Annotated in this window: 20 protein-coding genes; 10 read left to right on the top strand and 10 right to left on the bottom strand. The window is 71.2% G+C overall.

The features are described from left to right. Positions 1–4 precede the first annotated feature (4 nt). From G3573_RS03820 to G3573_RS03810, 3 genes are all read right to left on the bottom strand, one after another. Entirely contained in the window at positions 5–550 is a 546-nt protein-coding gene (locus G3573_RS03820) for a DUF4136 domain-containing protein (protein WP_163259524.1), read from the bottom strand. A gap of 967 nt (positions 551–1,517) precedes the next feature. Beyond that, complete coding sequence (locus G3573_RS03815; RefSeq protein WP_163259523.1) at positions 1,518–2,597, bottom strand: tetratricopeptide repeat protein; 1,080 nt, start codon at positions 2,595–2,597, stop codon at positions 1,518–1,520. Between the two features lie 443 nt (positions 2,598–3,040). Next, complete coding sequence (locus G3573_RS03810; RefSeq protein WP_163259522.1) at positions 3,041–3,484, bottom strand: DUF1036 domain-containing protein; 444 nt, start codon at positions 3,482–3,484, stop codon at positions 3,041–3,043. Between the two features lie 63 nt (positions 3,485–3,547). Here G3573_RS03810 and G3573_RS03805 point away from each other — a divergent pair, with 63 nt between their 5' ends. Then, a complete protein-coding gene (locus G3573_RS03805; protein WP_163259521.1) occupies positions 3,548–3,925 on the top strand; it encodes a hypothetical protein in 378 nt (125 codons plus the stop codon). After that, positions 3,903–5,093 (top strand): PBSX family phage terminase large subunit, encoded by a 1,191-nt coding sequence (locus G3573_RS03800; protein WP_163259520.1) that lies wholly within the window; start codon positions 3,903–3,905, stop codon positions 5,091–5,093. The genes G3573_RS03805 and G3573_RS03800 overlap by 23 nt, the downstream gene beginning before the upstream one ends. Positions 5,094–5,193: 100 nt before the next feature. On the opposite strand, the gene G3573_RS03795 is transcribed toward G3573_RS03800, so the two are convergent. After that, positions 5,194–5,553, bottom strand: a complete 360-nt coding sequence (locus tag G3573_RS03795; RefSeq protein WP_163259519.1) for a hypothetical protein — start codon at positions 5,551–5,553, stop codon at positions 5,194–5,196. A gap of 158 nt (positions 5,554–5,711) precedes the next feature. On the opposite strand from G3573_RS03795, the gene G3573_RS03790 reads away from it, so the two are divergent. The 4 genes from G3573_RS03790 (at position 5,712) to G3573_RS21970 (ending at position 10,862) form a co-directional block, all read left to right on the top strand. After that, complete coding sequence (locus tag G3573_RS03790; protein ID WP_163259518.1) at positions 5,712–6,200, top strand: DUF805 domain-containing protein; 489 nt, start codon at positions 5,712–5,714, stop codon at positions 6,198–6,200. 431 nt (positions 6,201–6,631) lie between these two features. Further along, on the top strand, positions 6,632–8,551 hold the full coding sequence (locus tag G3573_RS03785) for a portal protein (protein WP_163259517.1): 1,920 nt from the start codon (positions 6,632–6,634) through the stop codon (positions 8,549–8,551). A gap of 412 nt (positions 8,552–8,963) precedes the next feature. Then, on the top strand, positions 8,964–9,512 hold the full coding sequence (locus G3573_RS03780) for a GNAT family N-acetyltransferase (RefSeq protein WP_163259516.1): 549 nt from the start codon (positions 8,964–8,966) through the stop codon (positions 9,510–9,512). 339 nt (positions 9,513–9,851) lie between these two features. Next, complete coding sequence (locus G3573_RS21970) at positions 9,852–10,862, top strand: DUF4240 domain-containing protein (RefSeq protein WP_205598056.1); 1,011 nt, start codon at positions 9,852–9,854, stop codon at positions 10,860–10,862. A gap of 627 nt (positions 10,863–11,489) precedes the next feature. Here the strand turns inward: G3573_RS21970 and G3573_RS03770 are convergent. The 6 genes from G3573_RS03770 to G3573_RS03745 all read right to left on the bottom strand — a co-directional run bounded on the left by G3573_RS03770 (position 11,490) and on the right by G3573_RS03745 (position 15,159). After that, positions 11,490–11,897 carry a hypothetical protein gene (locus G3573_RS03770; protein WP_163259515.1) on the bottom strand — a complete coding sequence of 136 codons (408 nt, stop codon included), beginning with the start codon at positions 11,895–11,897 and terminating at the stop codon, positions 11,490–11,492. Between the two features lie 74 nt (positions 11,898–11,971). Beyond that, the gene (locus G3573_RS03765; RefSeq protein ID WP_163259514.1) at positions 11,972–12,196 is read right to left on the bottom strand and encodes a hypothetical protein; all 225 of its coding nucleotides are present in this window, start codon (positions 12,194–12,196) and stop codon (positions 11,972–11,974) included. Positions 12,197–12,350: 154 nt separating this feature from the next. Then, a complete protein-coding gene (locus G3573_RS03760; protein WP_163259513.1) occupies positions 12,351–12,992 on the bottom strand; it encodes a hypothetical protein in 642 nt (213 codons plus the stop codon). Positions 12,993–13,305: 313 nt separating this feature from the next. After that, positions 13,306–14,079 carry a MerR family transcriptional regulator gene (locus tag G3573_RS03755; protein WP_163259512.1) on the bottom strand — a complete coding sequence of 258 codons (774 nt, stop codon included), beginning with the start codon at positions 14,077–14,079 and terminating at the stop codon, positions 13,306–13,308. A gap of 260 nt (positions 14,080–14,339) precedes the next feature. Then, on the bottom strand, positions 14,340–14,531 hold the full coding sequence (locus G3573_RS03750; protein ID WP_163259511.1) for a hypothetical protein: 192 nt from the start codon (positions 14,529–14,531) through the stop codon (positions 14,340–14,342). Between the two features lie 85 nt (positions 14,532–14,616). Continuing rightward, complete coding sequence (locus G3573_RS03745) at positions 14,617–15,159, bottom strand: hypothetical protein (protein WP_163259510.1); 543 nt, start codon at positions 15,157–15,159, stop codon at positions 14,617–14,619. Between the two features lie 198 nt (positions 15,160–15,357). Here G3573_RS03745 and G3573_RS03740 point away from each other — a divergent pair, with 198 nt between their 5' ends. The 4 genes from G3573_RS03740 to G3573_RS03725 form a co-directional block, all read left to right on the top strand. After that, positions 15,358–15,798, top strand: a complete 441-nt coding sequence (locus G3573_RS03740) for a response regulator (RefSeq protein WP_163259509.1) — start codon at positions 15,358–15,360, stop codon at positions 15,796–15,798. Positions 15,799–15,866: 68 nt separating this feature from the next. Further along, positions 15,867–16,052 carry a hypothetical protein gene (locus tag G3573_RS03735; protein ID WP_163259508.1) on the top strand — a complete coding sequence of 62 codons (186 nt, stop codon included), beginning with the start codon at positions 15,867–15,869 and terminating at the stop codon, positions 16,050–16,052. 55 nt (positions 16,053–16,107) lie between these two features. Next, positions 16,108–16,692, top strand: a complete 585-nt coding sequence (locus G3573_RS03730) for a peptidase S14 (RefSeq protein WP_163259507.1) — start codon at positions 16,108–16,110, stop codon at positions 16,690–16,692. A 101-nt stretch (positions 16,693–16,793) separates the two neighbouring features. Further along, positions 16,794–17,041 (top strand): hypothetical protein (locus G3573_RS03725; protein ID WP_205598055.1); only part of this gene is annotated, 248 nt, incomplete at its 3' end.

The following is a 17,041-nucleotide window of genomic DNA, read 5'->3' as shown; positions in this document are numbered from 1 at the left end:
GCCTTCAGTCCCGGGCCGGGAAGTCGGCCAGCACGGCGGCGACCACGGCGTCGATGTCGTCGGGCGTGGCGTCGCGGCCCAGGTGCGCGCGCGAGGTGGAGCGCCACACCGCCTTGCGCGAGGCGACGTCGACCACGGCCACGGTCAGGGTGCCGGGCGTGGGGCCCAGCTGCTGGGGCCAGTCCAGCAGGCCGCCCCAGCTGCGCTGGCCGGCGCGTGGGTCGGGGGCGGCGCTGTAGCGGGGGCCTTCGGTGTAGAGCGGCGGCTTGCCCGGATCGCCGAAGAAGACGGCGACGGCGAACTGGGGCGGCTGGCCCTGGCTGTAGCCGCGCTGTTCGAGGGCGCGGGCGACCGAGGCCTGGGCCTGGGTCTCCAGCGACGGGTCGACGTCGGAGGGCGACATCGGCCCGGTCCAGACGAAGTTGCGCCAGCCGGAGACGTCCACCGACGGGTCGGCCTGGACCCGGGCGGCCGGCTCGGCGGCGGCGGTGCAGGCCCCGAGCACCAGGGCGGCGGCGGCGAGGCTGATGAGGCGGCGGCGGTCGAACATGCGTCCTCCGGCGGCAAATGACGGAGCATGGCGCGCGGGGGCGGCCGGAGGGATCGGGCAAACCCCGAAGAGGGGCGGGGGAGGTTGCGTAGGGGCGCGCGTTTGCGAGCGCAGCGCGTGCGGTTTTCGGCGTCGGATTTCGTACGGCGAGGGGTGCGGGCGGTCGCGGAACCGGCGCGCGTGTCTGTGGGCCTAAGGCGTTGATTTTCGGGGCTTGGGGGCTGGCGAGCGCCAGGCGTTTGCCTGAGCGGGGCTCTAGCCGGGCTCAAGCATTTCAGAGTCAGATATCAGAACCAGAAGAATACCTACTCGGAACTGACGCGCTGGCGCGCGAGCCGGTCGTTCGAAGATGTTCTTATTTTGTTCTTGACGGCCCCGGGGCGTTCGGCTATCCCTTAGCCACGGTGGACGAATGCGTCGGGGGCCAAGGCGGCTCCCTGGCCGGGTCCGCCGGATCTGTTTTTCCCTTTCGATGTTTCGCCGCGGCGGACCGGGCTGGAGCCCGGGCGCAACGCCCTTGCCCGGGTGGGCGGCGACCAAGCTTCGCCGAGCGGCGCGGCCGCCCCTTCGCAGGTCGCCCCTGCGACGGGAGCGCGGGACGCTTCCCCCTTCAGCGTTCCCTCCCGAGACCGGCGCTCCCCCGCCGGCCCCGCGGCCCCATCGCGTCGAAATGGCGGTCGCCCCGCCGACCTCGGCGGACCTGATCCTCCCCCTAGCGAAGCGCTGGGGGAGGCGGACCGCGCGAAGCCCTTGGGCGAAGCGTGGTGGAGGGGGCTCCAGCCTGGCGCGGCGGCGGAAGCCGCGCGCTCCGCTGGAGCCCCCCACGGCGGCTGGCGCCGCCTGCTCCCCCCAGCGCTCCGCTCGGGGGGAGATCTAAGAGATTCCGCCCCTGACGAGTCGCGCCGAACACGCCTGTGAGCGACCGTTGACCCCTGTCGGCCGAACTCCGACGGGGCGGGATCCGCCTTCATTCCGCGGACGGATCACCTTCTGGAGGTTCCAGGTACTTTACATAGGGAATGAGGATCGCCTCGGCGTCGGCGAGAACGTCGAGCATGGCGTCGGTGTAGGGCTGCCAAGCGTAGCTATCGACCATGAAGCGCGCGTTCGTCTGCCGGTCGCGCCACCGCAGCGCCTCAGCTTCGTCCTGTCGAACGCCGCGGCCATGGCCGTAGGCGAAGTGCAGCGCCATGCAGGCTTCGAACAGGTCCTGATCCGCCGCCATGCGGTACCAGCGGACGGCTTCGACCGGGTCGGCCGGCACGCCCAGGCCTTCGTCGTACATCGCGCCGACGTAGAGCTGGCCGCGGGCGTCGCCCAGGTCGGCGGCCTTGCGGTACCAGCGCAAGGCTTCGGCGTAGTTGCGAGGCAAGCCGCCGGCCAGCGTGTAAAGGCGGCCGAGTTCGATCATGGCCTCGCGGTCGCCCTGGTCGATCGCCGTCTGGAACCAGCGGAGCGCTTCGTCCTGGGAATCGTGCTGCAGGGCGATGAGACCCAGCATTCGCATCGCCGGCGCGTAGCCGTGGTCCGCGGCCTGCCTGAACCAGCGTGACGCTTCGGCGGGGTCCTTCTCGACGACCTCGCCCTGCGTGTGGAGCGCGCCGAGATTGAACATGGCGCTCGGCAGGCCGGCCTCGGCGGCCTGGCGCATGAGCCGCAGGGTTTCGGCTTTGTCGTCCGGAACGCCGTCGTACCCGCCGATGTACATCTGGGCCAGGTGGGACATGGCCAGAGGTTCGCCCGCCGACGCCGCGCGTCGCAGCCAGGCGTAGGCCTCGGCCGGATCATGGGCGTCGTAGCCGACGTGGCCGAGATAGAGCAGGCCGAGCGCGGTCATGGCCTTGAGGTCGCCCGCCTGGGCGCGCGCAAGCGTGTGTGGGTCGAAGCCGTCCGGCGTCCGCTCGTCCCACCATTCGCCGTCTGGCGCACGGCAAACCAGCTGCGGCGGCGCGCTGGCCGGATCACGCCACGCGCAGCCGTTCGGCGCCCAGGCCTGGGCCTGGGCGGCGGGCGAGGGCGTTGTCAGCAGCAGAGCCAGTTCGAGCATCTTCCCCCCGGAGAGCGCCGGCGCAGGTTAGGGCCGCGCGCCGCCGCCGCAACACGTTTCCGTCCCCGACGAGCCGCCGAGCACGTGATGTTCGCGACCGTTGACCCCTGTCGGCCGAGCTCCGAGGGGGCGGGATCCGCTGCGCCGCGCAGGCCTTCGCCTTGAAGGCCATGGCGGCGAGCTTGCGCTCGGGCCCGGACGGGTCAAGGACCGCCCCGAGAGGGGCCGCCGCGATGCGGCGCGCGCGTGAGCGCGCGTCCTTGAGCCGCCCGGTCCCGAGCGCTCCAATTCCACCATGGGCTTAAGGCGCGGCGTGCGTCCGTTGGGACGCCGCGCGCGAGGCGGCTGCGGCTGGCGACGCGCTCCGCTGGAGGCCGCCCCCGCCTTCGGCGGCTCCTTCCCCAGAGTCGTCCGAGTTCCGACGGGGCGGGATCCCTTCTGCGTCAGCGAGAGAACCTGACGGTGTAGGTGTCGTCCCAGGGGAGCACGTGCGCCTCGAACCGGAAGGGCGCCTCGCCCTCGGCGCACTCGTCTTCCTGGGTCGCGGGGCGGTTGAACGCCTTCAAGGGCACGCAGAACCGGGTGTCGCCGTCCCATTCGTGGCCGTCGGGGGAGCCGGCGAAGGTGTAGAGGACGCCGCCGCGCGCGATATCCTCGTGGCGGCAGGTATGCGGCGCGATCGTGTACCACCCGCGGATGACGTACTGGCCGAAAAGCGGCGTGTCGTAGTGCGCCATGGCCACGGAGATGACCTGGTCGTCGTCGTTGCAGAAATCGACCTCCACGTAGCGGGCGTCGGCGCGTGCGGACGGCGCCGGGCCGCTCGTGGTCGCCGCCAGAACCAGGCCCGCGGCCAGCAGGGCCCGTCCGCTCGTCGTGATGTTCATTTGAAGTCCCCCCGCGCGGGATTAGGCGCCCGCGACCGTGAGTTGTCCAGCCGGAGGGGTCCCATGACCGCGAGCCGTTACCGCGCCGCCTTCTGCGAGACGGCGGTGGAGTGCCTGTCGAAGGGCTATAGCCTGGCCGTGCTGGCAGGCGAACTGGACGTGGCGCGCTCCACCGTGAGCGCCTGGATGGCGGCGCATCCGGCCTTTGCGGAAGCCGTGGCGCGCGGGCGGGCCAAGGGCGCGAAGGTCTGGGAGGACCGGCTGGCGGCGGCGGCGTCGGGCAAGGGCGCGGGCAACGCCACGGTGATCGCCTTTGCGCTGAAGCAGATCGCGCGGGACGACTGGGGCGAGGCGCGCGCGGATGCGCCGCCGGCCGGCCCGGGCGTGGCGGTGACGGTGGAGTTCGTGAGGCCCGGCCATGCCGACCGCGCAGATTCCTGAGGCCTTCCAGGACCTGTTTCGTCCCAGCCGCCACAAGGCGTTCTTTGGCGGGCGGGGGTCGGGGAAGAGCCATTCGTTCGCGGCCGCGCTGGCCCTGCAGGCGGCGGAGCGGCCGCTTCGGGTGCTGTGCGCGCGCGAGATCCAGAAGTCGGTGAAGGAGAGCGCCAAGCGGCTGATCGAGGACAAGATCGGCGAGCTGGGCCTGAGCGGCGTGTTCAAGTCGACGGACGCGGAGATCCGCGGGGCCAACGGCTCGCGGTTCTTCTTCGCCGGCCTGCGGTCCAATCCCGAGGCGATCAAGTCGATGGAGGGGCTGGACCGGGTGTGGGTGGAAGAGGCCGACCGGGTGTCGCAGCGCTCCATCGACCTGCTGGTCCCGACGGTGAGGAAGCCGGGGTCCGAGCTGTGGTGGGCGTGGAACCCGCAGAACGAGTTCGATCCGGTCGACCTGATGTTCCGCGGGCGGACGGTCCCGCCGGACGCGGTGGTGAAGCGCGTGTCGTGGGCCGACAATCCGTGGTTCCCGCAGGTGCTGGCCGCCGAGATGGCGCACGACCTGGCGGCGGATCCGGACAAGCACGCCCACGTCTGGCTGGGCGAATACCGCAAGGTGGCGGAGGGCGCGTACTACGCGCGGCTGCTGTCGGAGGCGCTGGCCGCCGGGCGGATCACGCGGGTGCCGGCCGATCCGGCGCTGGAGGTCTGGACGGCGTGGGATCTGGGCGTCGGCGACGCCACGGCGATCTGGTTCGCCCAGGTGGTCGGCCGCGAGGTGCGGCTGGTCGACTATGTCGAGAACTCGGGCGTGGGCCTGGACTGGTACGCGCGGGCCCTGCGGGAGCGCGGGCACGTGTATGCGCCCCTGGTGCTGCCGCATGACGCGATGGCGCGGGAGCTCGGCACCGGCAAGAGCCGGGCGGAGATGCTGGAGGGGCTGGGCTTTCGGGTGCGGATCGCGCCGCGCGTGGGCGTGGCCGACGGCATCGAGGCGGTCAGGCGTCTGCTGCCGCGGGTGTGGATCGACGCCGGCGCGTGCGGGCCGGGGCTGAAGGCGCTGGGCGAATACCGCGAGCGGGTCGACGAGAAGCGCCGCGTGGGCCTGGGGCCGCGCCACGACTGGGCCAGCCATGGCGCGGACGCGCTGCGCTACCTGGCGGTGGCGATCTAGGAGCCGCGCGTGGCGAAGGCCAGGCGCGAGGCTGAGCGCGGGACGGGCGGGTGGATGTCTTAGATCCTTCTCCCACAAGGGGAGAAGGAGTCCCTTAGCCTTACGCGCGCCGCCGTTCGTTCTGCTCGTGGCGCGACCAGGCGTCGGCCGCGGCCTGGCGGACGCCGGGCGCCGGGTCGTCGAGCAGGCGCTCGAGCACGGCCGGCGGCAGGGCGGTCTTTTCGGCGATGCGGGTGCGCACGTCGGGGTCGGGGTCGGCGGCGAGCCGGTCGATCACGTGCGCGGGGATGCTGCGGTTGTGGGCGACCCAGACGCGCAGCTCCGGCCAGCGGTCGATCACCTCCGTCCACACGGCGTCGGGCGCGGCGGCCCAGGCCGAGCGGGCGTACTCTTCCTTGGAATTGCTGAGGCGCAGACGGCGGAATTCCTCCGCGCTCTCGATCGGCGGCCAGTCCTGCATCGTTTCCTCCACTCGATCGCCCCGGCCTTTGGCGGCCGGTGGCGGCGAGTCCCTGGAGACGAGTGTGCGCGCGTGGGCGGAGCGGTCAAGGACCGGCGTTCGGCAGGGGATTTGGCGCCAGGTTGCGGAGGCGGAATCGCGGCATTCTGCGCGCTCGAATGAGCCTGGGGCGTGCCGTGCGGATGATGAGCTACTGGGGCGGGCGCAGCCGCCGCAAGGAATATTGGCTGACGCTCGTGGCGGTGCTGGCCGCCGCGGTGATCATGAACGTGGTGCTGCCGAACGGTCCGAGCTCGGGCGTGATGACGGTGCTGTGGAGCATGGCCTATGTGCGCCGGCTGCACGACCTGAACCGGACCGGCTGGTGGGTGGCGGCGCTGTTCGGCCTGCAGCTGGCGGTGCTCGGCCTGGCCCTCGCCCTGGGCGGCCAGGGCGCGCTGGCGGCCCTGGCGGGCGACGCGGCGGCGGTCGACACGCCCGAGGGCCAGGTCGACCTGCTGGTCGGCATGGGCGGGGTGGTGGTGGCCCTGCTGATGCAGGCCGGTTTCAGCCTCTGGCTGGGCGTGGTCCGCGGCGACGCGGGCGACAACCGGTTCGGCCCGGCGCCGGAGCTGGCGCGGCCGAAGCGTCGGGCGGCGGCTGCGTAAGCGGCGTTCTGTAGGCGGCGCGCGACCCCTCATCCTCCCACGCGGACCTTCGCCCTGCGGGCGCCGGTGCGTGGGCTCCGTCCTTCTCCCTCAGGGGGAGAAGGAGACGGGGGCTTAAATCCCATGGCGGCGAGCTTGCGCTCGGGACCGGGCGGGTCAAGGACCGGCCCGCAGGGCCGGCCGCTGCGCGGCGCGGCGAAGCCGCGTCCTTGAGCCGCCCGGCGCCCGAGCGCTCCAATCCAGCATGGGATTAAGCCGCTTCAGCGTCCGCGAGGGACGCTGACACAAACACCGCTCATCCCCGCGAAAGCGGGGACCCAGGGCGCCGACGTCCGCGGGCCGGAGCGAGGCTTCATTCGCCCGTCCGGGCCTTCCTGAAACGACCGTGCTCTGGGTCCCCGCTTTCGCGGGGATGAGCGGAGAATTTTGCCATGACCGACGAGAAGATCCTGGAAGCAGCGCGCGCAGCGTTCGAGCGCTGCGTCGAGCGCGAGGCGGACAATCGGGCGGAGGCGCTGGACGACCTGCGTTTCGCGCGGCTGGGCGAGCAGTGGCCGGCGGAGGTGCGGCGGCGGCGCGAGCGGGAAGGGCGGCCGTGCCTGACCATCAACCGGCTGCCGGCCTTCATCCGCCAGGTCGTGAACGACGCGCGGCAGAACAAGCCGTCGATCAGCGTGCATCCGGTGGACGGCGCGGCCGACCCGGCGGTGGCGGAGATCATGAGCGGGCTGATCCGGCAGGTGGAGCAGGCGTCGGACGCCGACGTGGCCTACGACACGGCGCTGGAGTTCGCGGTGACCTGCGGGGTCGGCTATTTCCGCGTCGGCACGGCCTGGGCGCGCGACGACGGCTTCGAGCAGGACGTGGTGATCCAGCGGATCGCCAATCCCTTCACGGTGTACGGCGATCCGGACTCCACGGCGGCCGACAGCGCCGACTGGAACTCGTGCTTCGTGGTCGAGAGCCTGACGCCGGCCGCATTCGAGAAGCGCTGGAAGGGGGCGGAAAAGGTCGACTGGTCGTCGGACGCCTGGGCGGGCTTAAGCGCGCCCTGGTTCGACCGGGGCGGCGAGCGGGTGATGGTGGCCGAGTGGTGGACGCGCGAGGAGGTGCGCACCTCGGTCGTGGGCCTGTCGGACGGGCGGGTGCTGCCGCTCGACGCGGTGGAGGAACGCGCGGCCGAGCTGGCCGCGGCCGGGGTCGTGCCGGTGGGGGCGCCGCGCGAGGTGGTCTCGCACAAGGTGACCCAGCGGATCCTGACCGGCGCCGAGGTGCTGGAGGAGAACGCCTGGCCGGGGCGCTACATCCCGATCGTGCCGGTCTATGGCGAGGACCTGAACGTCGAGGGCGAGCGGGTGCTGCGCTCGCTGGTGCGCGACGCCAAGGACCCGCAGCGGATGTTCAACTACTGGCGCACCACCTCGACCGAGCTGGTGGCCCTGGCGCCGAAAGCGCCCTTTATCGGCCGCAAGGGCGCGTTCGAGACCGACGCGGAGAAGTGGGCCAGCGCCAACACCGACACCCACGCCTTCATCGAATACGACGGGCCGGAGGCGCCGATGCGCCAGCCCTTCGCCGGCGTGCCCGCGGGCGCCCTGCAGGAGGCGCTGAACGCGGCCGACGACCTGAAGGCGATCATCGGCCTGCACGACGCGTCTCTGGGGGCGCGGTCGAACGAGACCAGCGGCCGCGCCATCCTGGCGCGCCAGCGCGAGGGCGACGTTTCGACCTTCCACTACATCGACAATCTGAGCCGGGCGATCCGGCATGCGGGGCGGGTGCTGATCGACCTGATCCCGCGCGTGTACTCGACTGCGCGGATCGTGCGGGTGCTGGGGCCGGAGGGGCAGGCGGCGGGCGTGCCGGTCAACCAGCCGGTGAGCGTGGCCGGCGTGGAGCGGGTGTTCGACCTGGGCGTCGGCAAGTACGACCTGACGGTGAGCGCCGGGCCGGGCTTCACGACGCGACGGCAGGAGGCGGCGGTGCAGATGACCGAGTTCGTCCGCGCGTTTCCGGCCGTGGCGCCGGTCTTGGGCGACCTGCTGGCGAAGAACCTGGACTGGCCGGGCGCCGACGAGATCGCGCGCAGGCTTCAGGCGCTGCTGCCGCCGGCGGTGAAGGGCGCGCAGGACGGGGCGGCTCAGCCGGACCCGCAGGTGGCGCAGCTGCAGGCGGTGATGGCGCAGGGCATGGAGCGGCTGAAGGCGCTGGAGGCGGAGAACGCCGCGCTCAGGGCCGGACGCGAGGTCGAGGCGGAGAAGCTGCGGCTGGAGGCCGAGAAGCTGCGCATCGAAGCGTTCCGCGCGGAGACCGAGCGGTTGGGGGTGGGGAGGGGTATAGAAACTCCCTAACTGCGCGTTCCGACGGAAAGGAGTTTAACGTAGCTTGATGGAGGCAAATTTTACCTGCCTGGGAGGGGTAACTTGAGGCATAATTTTGCGACCGGCTCCCATACGTACTGGTGAAAATTACCAAAAATTAGGAGCTTTCGACTCAATGTCGCGTTGACAGAACTGCTCGCGCTGCGCACTTAATCGCGGATCGCATAGCTCCAGGGAGGGAGGCGATGGCAATTCAATCGAATGCGTTTGGTCGCGTCACTCTGACGGGGATCGATGCCAAAAAGTTCAAACGGCAAGTTACGTTTGGACGGCCTAAGGCCAATGCGAAAGAGAACGTTGACCGTGGCGTCGAGTTGGTTCGCGCCTTCCGTCAAAGTGGCGGAGAGTTCACGTTCAAGGCTCCAGCCAAGCGCTAGTCTGAGTGACCGACGCGGACGACGAATTCGGGCTGCGCCCGTTGCGGCCTGACGATTCGTTCTCGTCGATGAAGCCAGGTGGTGAGCGCTTCAATCCGCTGAAGATTTTCGCAAGGAAGAATGCTCGGCGTTACGAGGAAGAAAACCTCGCTCGTACGTACGTCATTCACGACAGGCCCAACAATCGTATTGCCGCGTATGTGACCCTTGTGTGCAGCGAGGTTGTGTCCGGTGAAAATTTGCCTCTCGTGAATGGCGAAAATCTGCATTTCCCGTACGACACATATCCAGCGGTAAAGATTGCTCGCCTCCTCGTCGATGATCGATACCGAGGCGAAAATAGTCGCGGCCTCGGGCGCATCTTGGTCAATTTTGCTCAGGGTATTGCCAGAGCCGAGATATGCCCGGCTGTTGGGTGCCGGTTTGTGGTCGTCGATTCAAAGCAGGAATCGATTGGGTTCTATGAGCGTTGCGGCTTCACGATGGTCGATACCCATGAGAACCGCTCTCGGACCGAGCCGGTCATGTATCTAGACCTGCATAAAGCCTCCTAGAACCCTAGCCCTCGTTTGCTCGTGTCCGCACCGGCAGAGCTGCGGAGGGCGGCCCGACCCTGCGTCCGGGTGATTCAAAGACGCGCGCGGCGCGCATAGGGCCCGAGCGGGCCGTTCCTTGCCCCGCCGTGGGGGTAGACCGGCCTGCCTAGGTAAAAGGTCGGGAGCATCCTGGCGGACAGCCCGGGAGAGGCGCTAGCGTGCGTACGCTGCTGATCTGCCCCGGAGGGGAGATCTTGGAGACTTCAGCTTAACCCCCATGTCTGAAATTCCCCCGACACGCGAGCGGGCCGCTTAGCGGCGCCGGTCCGGACGGGCGGCTTCGGCAAAGGGAATTCCATGTGGCGTAAGCTTTGGGCGGCGGTCTTCGGAAAGCGCAAGGCGCGGCCGGTGCGGGGGGCGGGTACGACCGAGGTCGAGGCCGTGGTCGCGCCGGCGGTCGAGGCTGATACGGCCGAAGTTGCGCCTGTGGCGGAGGTCGTGGCGGTCGAGGCCGCCCCGACCGTAGAGGCTGCGGCGGCGGCCGTGGTCGCGCCGCCGGTCGAGGTCGATACGACCGAAGTCGCGCCTTCGGCGGAAGTGGTGGCGGTCGAGGCTGCTCCGGCCGTAGAGGCTGTGGAGCCGGCCGAGCTCGCGCCTGTGGCCGCGGAGGTCGCGCCGGTCGAGGTCGCGCAAGTGGCCCAGGCGGCGCCGGCGGCTGAGGCCGTCGAGGCGGACGGGGTCTGGCCGGAGCTCGATGAGCTGAGGAGATTGGCGGGGATCGCGCCGGCGGCGGCGCCGGCCCCGGTGGTGCAGCCTGAGGAAGCGCCGGTCGTCGCGGCCATGTCCGAGGCGCGGTTCTGGGCGCTGATCGAGGCGACGGCCGAGGCGCGGGCTGAGGGCTCCGAGGCGCAGGCCGAGGCCCTGCGCGAGGCGCTGGCGGAGCTGTCGCCCGAGGAGCTTCTGGCGTTCGACGCCGTCATGGCCGCGGAGATGACGCGGGCCTACAGGTGGGACCTGTGGGGCGCGGCCTATGTCGCGCATGGCGGGGCGTCGGACGACGTGTTCACGTACTTCCGGCTGTGGCTGATTGGCCAGGGCCAGGCGGCGTTCGAAAAGGTGCTGGCCGATCCGGACGCCCTGGTCGGCGTGGTCCCCAGCGACGCCGAGGCGCTGGATTTCGAGAGCCTGATGTACGTCGCCGGCGACGCCTGGTGCGAGAAGACCGGGCGCGAGGCCGAGGAGTGGCCGGGCGTGGGCATGGACACCACCGACGAGCCGGCCGGGGCGCCGTTCGAAGAGGACGAGGCCGTGCTGGCCGAGCGCTATCCGCAGCTGTGGAAGCGGTTTGCGGAGGCGCCGCTGGGGTGAAACCCAGGGCGGGATTGGAGCCTCCGGGGCCGGACGCCTCAAGGACGCGCGCGAGGGCGCGCGCCGCGGGGCGGCCGGCCGAAGGCCGGTCCTTGACCCGTCCGGCCCCGGAGGCAGACTGGCCTGCATGGGTTTAAGGCGCGGGGCGTCCTTCGGACGGCACCGACTACGCCCGGGGCCAGAGCCCGTCCGCTGCCGCATCGGCCTCGGCGCGGATCGCATCCAGGCTGTCGGTCGTCTGAAAAATCATATGCTCGTCCGAGCGGCGGAGGAAGTCGTAACGGAGGCGGTCTCGGAATAGGGCCTTAGCCGCTTCGAGTTGGGCAACTTCCTCGGGCGGACATGGTGTCGTCCAAACGTCGTCCCATGGCGCCCACTCGTGGGTTCTGAGATCGCGGCCGTCGAACAATGAGGGGCTGCCTAGCTTCCTCAGGCGTCCGCGGAGTTCGCCTTGGCCGATCCGGTAGTGGTTCGGCTTCTTGCAGCTAGCGACAATAAGAAGCCCGTAGACGCCCTTCGCTGGCCATCTGTCAGATCGGTTGTTCATTCGCCTCCCCGTGTTTGCGGGGAAAGGCTAGCTGGCGTGCACGCCCTTGGATAGCGGCGTTATATCTGACCTGCGCGTCCTCAGACCGCCTCCACCGCCTCGCGCTCCACAGCCACGGCCTTGCCGGCCGGGCGGATCATCAGGAAGCGGCCGGTGCAGACGCCCGGGACGGCCCAGGCGCCTTCGATCTCGGTTCCGCAGGGGCTGAGCTCGCCCTGATAGCGGACCGTGTGGGTCTGGCCGCCGGAGCCGTCGTAGGTCTTGGCGAAGCGGACGTCGCAGCCCTGGCGGGCGCCTTCCAGCGTGGCGTAGAGCAGGCGGTCGGCGGTGGTGCCGGTCCAGTCGGGCTCGTGCGTGGTGCCGCCGACATGGCCGCCGGTCTCGAACAGCACGGCGACGAAGTCGCCCGGGGCGTAGGGGCCGTCATAGCTGTAGCGGCCGTTCCAGACGCCGGTCAGGGCGGCGGCGGTCGATGGGGCGTGGGACATGGCGGCGCTCCGTCAGGCGCGCTCGCATAACAGTGAAAGGTGACGGCGTCACCTGAGCGATAATGCGGAGGCGCTCAGCCCTCCTTCGGCTTCGGAGTCTCGATGGCCGCGAAGAAGGCGCCGATCAGGGCGCCGACGCCGCCCATGGCGATCAGGCGCTCGACGGTTGGGCCGGTGTGGTTGACCAGGTCGCCGACCAGGTCCCAGCGCGGGAAGACGAAGGCGATCAGCGCCCAGCCGCCGGGCAGGACGACCGCGCCGAGCGCGGCCTGGCGGACGATCGACTTGAACTTGTTCATGCGCGCGCTCCCCCGAGGCGTTCAGGGAGCCAGAAGAGCCCAGCGAGGGAGTCGGGGCAAGACCGGCGTTAGGTGAGGCTGAGCCGTTGCGCTCCGCTGGAGGCCCCCACGCCGCCCTTGCGGGCGGCGGCTCCCCCCAAGGGGGGAGATCTTCTCAGGTCGCCACCGCGCCGAGCAGGCCGGTGACGCGGCCGATCAGGTCGGGCGGGCCGCGCAGGATCAGGCCGGCGTGGGCTTCGGACTCCAGCAGCAGGCGCCGGCCGTCGAACCACCATTCGCGGCGCACGATCGGCTGGGGGCCGCCGAGGTCCAGCCAGGCGAGGAAGCGGGGGCGGCCGTTGGCGCGGCGCAGCGCGTTCTGGACCCGGCGGCGCAGCTTCTTGTCGTCGGCCGGGCCGAGATGACAGGCGACCTCGGCCTGGGCGGCGCAGGCGTCGGCGCAGGCGGCCAGCTTTTCGGCGTCGTCGGGCAGCTTGCGGGCGAAGGTGTGGGCGTCGAGGAAGTCGGCGCAGGTCTCCATGGCGCAGGCCAGCGCCTTGCGCGCGTGCTCCAGCTCCTGGGGCGTGCGGTGGGGCAGGGCGCGGATCCACACGGGGCGCCAGGGGGCCAGACGGTCGGCGCGCGGGCCCCGGGGCTCGGCGCCGGCGGCCTTCAGGCGGGCGTGCAGGCCGGGGCCGCCGCCCAGGCGGAAGAAGGCCGGGCGGGCGGAGGACTGGACGACGTAGACGCCGCCCAGCCGCGGGTCGCCGTAGCGGCGCAGCTCGATGTCCCAGTCGTGCGGGTCGATGGGCTCCACGCGGGCCTCCTGCGAAGGAGGATGCGGCGCGGGGGGCGGGCCGGGAAGCCGGGGGAAATTGCGGTGGCGCCTGTTTGCGGAGGGGGATCCCTTCTCCCCTTGTGGGAGAAGGAGGGGCCCGCGCGCCGGAGCGTCAGCGCAGGCCCGCGCGGGAGGATGAGGGGTCGCGCGGCGGCAGGCCGTCGCGGCTTTTGTGGGCGCGCTCGGGGCGTCGTGTGGCGCCCCGACCCCCTCATCCTCCCGCGCAGACCTGCGCGCTGCCGCGCTCCGGTGCGCGGGCTCCGTCCTTCCCCCACCAGGGGGGAAGGAGGAGTCACGCCAGCTCGTTGACGGCGAAGGCGTGCATGGCGTCGGCGAGCCACTGGGCGAAGCCGGGGTGGAGGGTTTCGTAGCGGGCGTGGAAGTCGGGGTGGCCGAGGTACATGTCGGCCAGGCCGGCATAGGCGTCGGCGGTCGGCGGGGCGGGCCAGCTCTTGGCGACCCAGGCGTGGTGGCGGCGCAGAAGCGGCGCGACGTCGGCGTGGTCGGGGCTGCGGCCGGCGGCCTGCAGGTCGGCGAGGCCGGTCTCGATGGCCTTCAGTTCGTCCATCTGGCCCTGGAAGTCGGTCTTGCTCATGGCGTTCCAGCGGGCGCGGCTGTGGTCGACGACGGGTTTGGCGGCTTCGCCGAAGCGGTCGACGATTTCGGCCTCGTACCGGGCCTGCTTTTCGGGCGGGAAGCCCTTGTAGAGGTCGGCGTCCTTCATGGGCGTGCTTCCTTCCAGGTCTGCGATGGTGCGGTCCAGCGTCTGCAGCAGCAGGCGGCGGCGCTCGTCCTCGGCGGCCAGGCGGTCGCGGTGGCCGCGGAGCGCGGCCAGGCGGTCGAAGCCCGGGCGGTCGAGGACGGCGGCGATCTCGGCCAGGGAAAGGCCGAGCTCGCGGTGGAACAGGATCTGCTGCAGGCGCAGGAGCTCGGCGCGGCCGTAGTAGCGGTAGCCGTTGTCGCCGACCTCGGCGGGCTTGAGCAGGCCCAGTTCGTCGTAGTGGTGCAGCGTGCGCACCGACACGCCCGACAGCCGGGCGAGGCCGTTTACGGTGTGTCTGGTCATGCGCGCCGCTCCCTCATCGCCGGGAGATGTGCGGTCTGACGCGGCGTGAGGGTCAAGCGGGTTGGCTAAAGTTTTTTCCTTCTCCCCCTGCGGGAGAAGGTGTCCGGCGGAGCCGGACGGATGAGGGGTGTCTGCGCCGACGCCTCAGGATGAGGGGCGTGGTCCCGAATGACGGCATAGGTCGCGCCGGCACCCCTCATCCGACGCGCTCCGCGCGCCACCTTCTCCCGCAAGGGGAGAAGGGGCTTTTCGCTTCAGCTCTAGAACAAGTCGCTGCGCTCCCGCCGGCAGACCAGCCGGTCTTCGTCGCAGACTTCGACGGAGCGGTAGGCGGGCTGTTCGGCCAGGCGGGTCAGGGCCAGGCGTTCGGCTTCGGCGTCGTCGCCGGCGGTCAGGATGGTCAGGTCCAGGACCGTGCTGTCGGTGCGCACGAAGTACAGGATGTAGGCCACGGCAGGCGTCCCCGATGGGGGAGGCGCCCCCGCGCGCTCCCTTCCGCTGGGAGAACGACGGCCGGGGCCGGTTTCATCCCGGCGTTCAGCGCGTGGCCTTGACCACCACGGGGTCGGGGGCGTTCGGATCGACGGCGGCCTGATAGCTGGGCGGGATCAGCACCAGCGGCTCCATCTTCATCAGCGACCCGCGCGGGCCGATCCGCGGCGGGGTGACGAAGCCGACCTGCAGGACGATGGGCCGGCCGACGATGGAGGGCGGCGGCGGCGGCAGGTTGATCATGGTCAGGTCCTCGGCCGCGTCGGTCATGGCGTCGTCGAGGGGGAACTGGCCAGTCTTGCGGGTGATGGCCCAGGACTTGATCACGCCGCGTTCGTCGATCTGCAGGGTCGCCTCGGCGATGCGCAGTTCGCCGTGGGCGCCGGCGGCGCGCTGCAGGGCGTAGGGCGCTGGCCCCAGCACCCGGTCCAGTCGCCAGCCGGCGTATCGGAGCCAGCGCGTCGCGGCCGGGTCGGGATCGACCGGGCGCCACAGGGGCTGGGCCTGGGCCTGCGACAGGGCCAGCGGCCCGGCGACGAGGGCGCAGGCGAGGGCCGCCGCGCCGAGAATGGATGAAGTGCCCCGCATGACGCGTCTCCAGTAGGCCCGGCTTCGCCGTCCCCCGGGCGCGCCGCGGCCGACGGATCAACCGGCGAGGCGGGGCGGGCGCGCCGGCTTCGCCGCACACACATTGTCGTGTGGCCGAGGCTTTGCGGCGGGCGTGCGGACGAACGAAGCGCGCGCGTGGACGTTTTTGTCGGTTGGGAGTCGGTCGGAGTTCGGGCGTTGCATCTGTTGGTGGTCGAGGATCAGGGCGTGTTCGCCGAGGCCATGGCCGAAGAGTTGAAGGCCGCCGGCCACGAGGTGGACGGCCCCGCGCGCAGCATGGAGGAGGGCCTGAAGCTGGCCCGCAAGCGCAAGCCGGAGCTGGCGCTGGTCGACATCGGCCTGAAGGTCGAGGGCGACGGCATCATGCTGGCGCGCATGCTGTGGCTGGAGTTCGAGGTGCCGTCGCTGTTCGTCAGCGGCAGCCGTGAGGAGGCGGTGGCCAACGCCGACCTGGCGGTGGGGCTGGTGGAGAAGCCGGTCGCGCCGGAGAAGGTGGTGCGCGCGGTGGAGGCGGCGCGGGCGGTGCTGCACGGCGATCCGGCCCCGGCCGGACCCTCGGAGCTGACCCTGTTTTCGCACCGGCCGCGGCCGCCCAGCGACGCGCCGGGCCTGCACTGACCCCTAAGGAACAGCCCCCGGCGTGCTCCGTTGAATCCCGGGGGCGTCGACGAGCACGAGAGAGCCCTATGGGCCAGCAGAACGAACACGAACGGCGCGAGGCCGACCGGCGCGCGCGCGAGCAGGACCCGCAGTACCAGGTCGGCGAGCGCGAGCGGCAGCGCGCCGAGGCGCAGCATCACGGCGCCGAGCCGCAGATGCAGAAGGACGAGCGCCAGCTTCAGAAGGGCGAGCGCGACCGGTCGTACGAGTAGACCTGACGGTTTGGCGCGCGGGGCCGGGCTGCGCCGACCCGCGCCGGAGACGGACATGAGCGACCCGGCCGACGGCCAAGACGAGGTGCTGCCGGCCGAACTGTTCGACCCGCAGATTCGGCTGCTGGGCGACATCGACAAGGCGCTGCTGGAGAGCTTCCAGAAGCAGCTGTCCGAGATCGGCGAGGCGGTCGACCCGGTGGTGGTCGAGCTGACCACTCTGGGCGGCGACGCCGAGCTGAGCCGGCGGCTGGCGCTGGAGGTGCGGCTGTCCCGCCGGCGGTCGAACCGGCGGCTGATCTTCCTGGGGAAGACGGCGGTCTATTCGGCCGGGGTGACGGTGATGGCCGCCTTTCCGCGCACGGACCGCTACATCACCCGCGACACCGTCCTGCTGATCCACGGCCGGCGCATGGACATGCAGGTGAACTTCACCGGGCCGCTGAAGGCGCAGGAGCTGGTGGCGCGCGAGATCCTGGCCCAGATCGAACTGGGGCTGGAGCTGGAGCGCGACGGCTTCGCCGAACTGGTCGAGGACTCCGACGTCGGCATCGACGAGGTGGTCGAGCGGGCCGCGCACAACTGGTACGTCACGGCCGAGGAGGCGTTGAAGCGCAAGCTGGTGGCGGCGCTGGTGTGATGACGCGTCAGATCATTTTCACGGCGGCGTGAACCGGGCGCGAGGCCGGCCGGTTGGTCGGGCAGCCGGCCCCGGCCGGCAGCTCTGGAGGAGAGTTTCCCGTGTCCACCGCCGTTCCCCTGTCCGTCGGGCTGTTCCGACTGACCGCCATCGTCGGGACCCTGGCCCTGCTGATGGGCGCCTGTTCGCCGAAGAAGAGCGCCGCCGAGAAGGCCGCCGAGGCCCAACCCGAGCCCGCGGCGCCCGAAGCCGTGCCGCCGGCGTCGACCTCGACCGACGCGGTCGGCGCCGCCGAAGCGCCGCCGCCCGGAACCGCCATGCCGGCGACCCCGCCGACCGAAACCCCGCC

Source organism: Caulobacter sp. 17J65-9, assembly GCF_010975005.1.
In the GTDB taxonomy this organism is placed as follows: Bacteria; Pseudomonadota; Alphaproteobacteria; order Caulobacterales; family Caulobacteraceae; genus 17J80-11.
The sequence above is the reverse complement of the archived record's forward strand: the minus strand, read 5'-3'. Positions and strand labels throughout refer to the sequence as shown.

Excerpts from the sequence above, each read along its gene's own strand:
- G3573_RS03820 (WP_163259524.1), bottom strand. The coding sequence starts at position 550 with ATGTTCGACCGCCGCCGCCTCATCAGCCTCGCCGCCGCCGCCCTGGTG.
- G3573_RS03815 (WP_163259523.1), bottom strand. The coding sequence starts at position 2,597 with ATGCTCGAACTGGCTCTGCTGCTGACAACGCCCTCGCCCGCCGCCCAG.
- G3573_RS03810 (WP_163259522.1), bottom strand. The coding sequence starts at position 3,484 with ATGAACATCACGACGAGCGGACGGGCCCTGCTGGCCGCGGGCCTGGTT.
- G3573_RS03805 (WP_163259521.1), top strand. The coding sequence starts at position 3,548 with ATGACCGCGAGCCGTTACCGCGCCGCCTTCTGCGAGACGGCGGTGGAG.
- G3573_RS03800 (WP_163259520.1), top strand. The coding sequence starts at position 3,903 with ATGCCGACCGCGCAGATTCCTGAGGCCTTCCAGGACCTGTTTCGTCCC.
- G3573_RS03795 (WP_163259519.1), bottom strand. The coding sequence starts at position 5,553 with ATGCAGGACTGGCCGCCGATCGAGAGCGCGGAGGAATTCCGCCGTCTG.
- G3573_RS03790 (WP_163259518.1), top strand. The coding sequence starts at position 5,712 with ATGAGCCTGGGGCGTGCCGTGCGGATGATGAGCTACTGGGGCGGGCGC.
- G3573_RS03785 (WP_163259517.1), top strand. The coding sequence starts at position 6,632 with ATGACCGACGAGAAGATCCTGGAAGCAGCGCGCGCAGCGTTCGAGCGC.
- G3573_RS21970 (WP_205598056.1), top strand. The coding sequence starts at position 9,852 with ATGTGGCGTAAGCTTTGGGCGGCGGTCTTCGGAAAGCGCAAGGCGCGG.
- G3573_RS03770 (WP_163259515.1), bottom strand. The coding sequence starts at position 11,897 with ATGTCCCACGCCCCATCGACCGCCGCCGCCCTGACCGGCGTCTGGAAC.
- G3573_RS03765 (WP_163259514.1), bottom strand. The coding sequence starts at position 12,196 with ATGAACAAGTTCAAGTCGATCGTCCGCCAGGCCGCGCTCGGCGCGGTC.
- G3573_RS03755 (WP_163259512.1), bottom strand. The coding sequence starts at position 14,079 with ATGACCAGACACACCGTAAACGGCCTCGCCCGGCTGTCGGGCGTGTCG.
- G3573_RS03745 (WP_163259510.1), bottom strand. The coding sequence starts at position 15,159 with ATGCGGGGCACTTCATCCATTCTCGGCGCGGCGGCCCTCGCCTGCGCC.
- G3573_RS03735 (WP_163259508.1), top strand. The coding sequence starts at position 15,867 with ATGGGCCAGCAGAACGAACACGAACGGCGCGAGGCCGACCGGCGCGCG.
- G3573_RS03730 (WP_163259507.1), top strand. The coding sequence starts at position 16,108 with ATGAGCGACCCGGCCGACGGCCAAGACGAGGTGCTGCCGGCCGAACTG.